The 4,825-nt window shown below is 39.0% G+C and carries 4 protein-coding genes and 1 pseudogene; all 5 read left to right on the top strand.

The features are described from left to right. Positions 1 to 517, top strand: a pseudogene (locus tag R6U02_RS07915) (hypothetical protein); the annotation flags it as partial. Positions 518 to 665: 148 nt separating this feature from the next. Then, positions 666 to 1,784, top strand: a complete 1,119-nt coding sequence (gene wecB / locus R6U02_RS07920; protein ID WP_410263072.1) for a non-hydrolyzing UDP-N-acetylglucosamine 2-epimerase — start codon at positions 666 to 668, stop codon at positions 1,782 to 1,784. A gap of 403 nt (positions 1,785 to 2,187) precedes the next feature. Further along, positions 2,188 to 2,985, top strand: coding sequence for a hypothetical protein (locus R6U02_RS07925; protein WP_410263073.1), 798 nt, complete (start codon positions 2,188 to 2,190; stop codon positions 2,983 to 2,985). 27 nt (positions 2,986 to 3,012) lie between these two features. Then, positions 3,013 to 4,110: a glycosyltransferase family 4 protein gene (locus R6U02_RS07930; protein ID WP_410263074.1), complete on the top strand. Its 1,098-nt coding sequence runs from the start codon at positions 3,013 to 3,015 to the stop codon at positions 4,108 to 4,110. A gap of 18 nt (positions 4,111 to 4,128) precedes the next feature. Next, positions 4,129 to 4,752 carry a glycosyltransferase family 2 protein gene (locus R6U02_RS07935; RefSeq protein WP_410263075.1) on the top strand — a complete coding sequence of 208 codons (624 nt, stop codon included), beginning with the start codon at positions 4,129 to 4,131 and terminating at the stop codon, positions 4,750 to 4,752. Positions 4,753 to 4,825 lie beyond the last annotated feature (73 nt).

A 4,825-nucleotide genomic window follows, 5' to 3' on the forward strand; every position in this document is an offset into this window, starting at 1 on the left:
TAAAGAGCTCTACACGGGTGAAGAAGCAGTGATCAAAAACAGACAGTCTTTCTCACCGTCACCGTGCCTATACTTAGTTAAGAAAACAGTCATCGACGCACACAACTTAGCTTTTCTGGAGGGTGTTCTGCACGAAGACGAGTACTTCACGACCGTCCTCTTTGTGAACACGCAGAAAATGACATACTCGAACAAGGATTTTTACCACCGCCGTTACCGGACCGCTTCCACGATGACGCAACACTCCAAGGAACATAAACTGAGATCCTTTGATTCCTACCTTAAAGTATTCGAAGCACTGGACAAAGAGTATCAGAAAGAAACCTATTCAGATAAACAGAAACAGTTCATCAAACGCCAGCTGCTTTCGATCTACAATGCCCTGCTCATTAGCGACGTGCATCCGGAAAGAAAGAAAGAGCTGAAGAAATTTGAAACCATCACCTTAAAGGACAAACTCTTTATCCTGGCTGCAAGGCTGAAACAGCAGCTAAACAGACAACTAAATAAATTGTGACCGAGAAGACACTTACCTTTACCAGATTATGACAATTTTGAAATATTTGTCGGTAGAGGTTCTTTTTATGGTAAAATTACGTCTGATTGTGTCACACTATAATGAGTTATAAATATAATGAATGAACCTAGAACGGAGAAGAGACAGGATGGAAAAAAAGAAAATTGCGATAGTGTTTGGGACACGACCAGAGGCTATCAAAATGGCGCCGGTCATTCTCGAATTGAAAAAACATCAGGAGACGTTTGAAACGTGCATCATTGTCACGGCTCAGCATAGAGAAATGCTGGATCAGGTGTTAGCCGTGTTCGACATAAAACCGGATTACGACTTAGATATCATGAGAAAAAATCAGACTCTGTCAGATATTACCGCTGACGTACTTAAAGGAATCGAAACAGTACTTATCAAAGAACGACCCGATATCATCCTGGTCCATGGAGATACAACGACCAGCTTTGCGGCTGCGCTGGCTGCGTATTACCACAAGATCCCGATCGGACATGTGGAAGCCGGACTCCGGACATACGACAAGTATTTCCCGTTTCCTGAAGAAGGCAACAGACAGTTGATCGATACAATGACCGATCTGTTCTTTGTCCCGACAGAAATGACCAAAGCGAATCTGCTCAAAGAAGGTAAAGATGAAAAACAGATCGTTGTAACAGGCAACACCGTCATTGACGCGATCCACTACACCAGAGACAGTCAAAGGAAGCACCCGGCACTGGACCTGATGGATGCGAAGCCGAATCAGAAATGGGTTTTACTTACATCACACCGACGGGAAAATTACGGCGAACCCATGACCAATATTTTTGAAGCGATGTTGGAAGTGGTGAATGCACACTCAGAAGTAGACGTGCTGTTGCCGGTCCATTTGAGCCCGACCGTTCAAAAGGTAGCCAGAGAAATATTGGGCGACCACGAACGGATCCACTTGATCGAACCGCTCGAAGTCGATGTCTTCCATCAGGTGATCGCCAAAGCTTACTTGGTGCTGACCGATTCGGGCGGCTTGCAGGAAGAAGCACCCGCGCTGGATATACCGGTACTGGTCTTGAGAGACAAGACGGAACGCCCGGAAGGGTTACAAGCCGGCACCTTAAGGGTGATCGGGACAGACAAAGAACGAGTGATAGAAGAAGTGACCGAATTAATAACCAATAAAGAACGTTACAAGAAAATGTCTAAAGCCATCAATCCTTATGGGGATGGCTTTGCAAGTGTTAGAATAGTGAAAGAAATAAAGGATTATTTTCAGTGAAGGAGAGAAAGTAGTATTGGAGATCTCATTTAATGAAACGAAACTATACAAATTCAATCCTAAACTGTGGTCGTATATAATTTTATTTTTGATTTCTTTAGCCTTTTTAATTAGTGATTGGACAATATTGTATTCTTCCTTCGGTGATTTTCTGTTAGCCATCGGCATTTTTTTGCTGTTTATTCTTGGCAAGATCCATATAACAAAAAAACAATTGCTCATATTGCTCGCTTCGTTTAGCATAATAGCCATAACGTTCATTCTTTCGTATCTCTTTAATGATTACTGGTTTAGTTTAAAGCGTGCAACATTATCCACCATAAAATTGGTTTTCTATCTAGTATCTCTCGTTATTTACTTTAACTATATAAGGGACAATCAACTTCGGTTGCGGTTGTTGAAAATGAGTAACGTTTTTGCCGTAATTACTGTTATGGTAGGACTAGCCATAACACTATCCATTTATCTCGATAATTTTGAATTACCGAATCTCATTTGGACATTTACCCGCCAAGACAGCAGGAGTTATTATTTCGCCGGGAACGAAGCAATCGTTCGAACGAGAAGCTTTTTTTCTGAACCGGCTCACTTAGGTTACTATTTAAACATCATATTTTTTTCGAATGTTTTTTATCACAGGGCTAAGACGAAAAAAACGGTATTATTCATTTTAGCGCTAGGTATCATGCTAACTTTAAGTTATAGTATGATTATAATATTTACAGTCACCTGCTTAACATTAGTGATCAGCAGAATAATAAACGGCAACTTTTCCTGGTCTTACTGGTATCTGGCAGTTGTTTTCATGCTAGGTTCCATAATGCTTTATTTTTGGGATTTCATAGATGTTACCATTATAGAACGCACCAAAGATATAATTAGTGGAGAAGATGGATCCGCTAATATCCGTTTGCTTGGAACTTGGATATATGTAGACAAGGAACGTTTGCTTTATGGAAATGGGATAGGTCATACACCACCGATCACCAATATTTACGCTTACGTGATGAGTGATTTTGGTTTAATAGGATTCATTCCCTATATCGGGTTATCAGCGTATGTGATTTTAAATAGTATTCCTGCAGCTATATTGTTCATAACTATGAACATGGCTAAAGGCGGTTATTTAAACCCAGCTTTCTGGCTGTTTCTATTATTTGTATTTTTATACGCTATAATCCCTTCGATAAAAGAAAAATAAACTCTAATGAACTGAAAGGAAAAATTTATGTATGATGTGTATCAAATTTTTGTAAATATTTTATTGACGATTATACTAAGTTTATTTCTAACGCCTCTAGTAAGGAAACTTGCTTTTAAAATAGGAGCCGTGGATATTCCCAATAAACGGAGAGTAAACGAGAAAATAATGCCATCTATGGGAGGATTGGCGATTTATCTTGCTTTCTTTTTTTCTGTCTTTATTTTACAACCCGTAGAGTTAAGCACAAGCTTCCCGATTTTCGTAGCTGCGACTATTGTACTTTTAACAGGGCTCATTGACGACATTAAAGAAATTAGTCCTAAGGCGAAAATGTTAGGATTAATAATAGCTGCTATAATTATTGTTTATTTAAACAATCTGACGGTAGTACAAGTAAGTGTTCCTTTCATGGACTATTTATACTTACCTACCTGGATAGGCTTTCCGATCACCATTTTTTGGATATTGGCAATCACAAATTCGATTAATTTAATAGATGGTTTAGACGGACTAGCTAGTGGAATATCAATAATAGCGTTAACGACCATGGGAGTTATCGGTGTTTTCTTTTTAGAGAATACCAGTTTTGTCACGAGTATCATGATATTCACCTTGGTTGGAGCAATAATTGGATTTTTACCATATAATTTTTATCCAGCGAAAATATATTTAGGAGATACAGGTGCCTTATTTCTAGGCTTCATGATATCAGTAATGTCTTTATATGGACTGAAGAATGTGACGCTGATAACTTTGATTATTCCGATAGTTATTTTAGGGATACCTATCACTGACACGGTCTATGCAATGCTGCGAAGGAAGTTAAACAGTATGCCTATGTCTAGTGCTGACAGGCATCACATGCATCACAGGCTGATGACATTAGGCTTGACCCATAAACAGACCGTTTTAGTCATATATCTGATCGCCGGCATATTTTCTATGATCGCACTGCTTTATCCATTATCATCATTGATCGGTTCAATATTGATCACCATTGCTTTATTATTTGGTTTAGAAGTTTTCATTGAGCTTATCGGTTTAGTAGGCGAAAACAGAAGACCACTGTTGAATAAATTGAGAGAATTTGCCCATAAATTAAATAAAAATGACAATAAATAGTGTAATGTAGGAGATAAAATGATTAAAAAAAATTTAGTTTCGATAATTATGCCCACATATAATGCTGAACACTTTATAAGAAACTCGATTGGTTCAGTTCAAGATCAAAGTTATGGAAATTGGGAGTTGATCATTGTGGATGATTGTTCGACTGACGACACCATCGCAATCATTGACTCATATAAAGATGAGCGGATCCGTCTGATCAAGTTACCGGTGAATCAGGGTGCTGCAATTGCTCGGAACACGGCACTTGAAAAAGTCTCAGGAGAATATATAGCTTTTTTGGATAGCGATGATTTGTGGCATCAAGAGAAATTGGAAAAACAATTGAGCTTTATGCTTGAAAATGATTATCTATTCACCAGTACAGATTATGCTGAAATAAATGAATCAGGAGAAGAACTAGGTACTGTAATCAAATCTCATGCCAAACTTGATTATGAAGGAGTATTGAAATACTGTCCTGGGAATTCGACTGTGATGTATAACGCAAAAGAGCTGGGCGTCTTTTTCATACCAGACATAAAAAAAAGAAACGATTTTGAGTTTTCGGCCGCCTGGGATACATACTGCCAAACAACGGATATGTTACATTTCAGGCCTCATATACCGATGCTGACCGGCAAAGGCCCGTGGTAAACGATCCTGATGATCCCGCCAGCGATTATGACCCGGACTATCCGGTCAGGAAAAAACAAAGCGGACGTGACCT

The sequence above is a fragment of the Alkalibacterium sp. genome (assembly GCF_046484155.1).
Taxonomy (GTDB): Bacteria; Bacillota; Bacilli; order Lactobacillales; family Carnobacteriaceae_A; genus Alkalibacterium.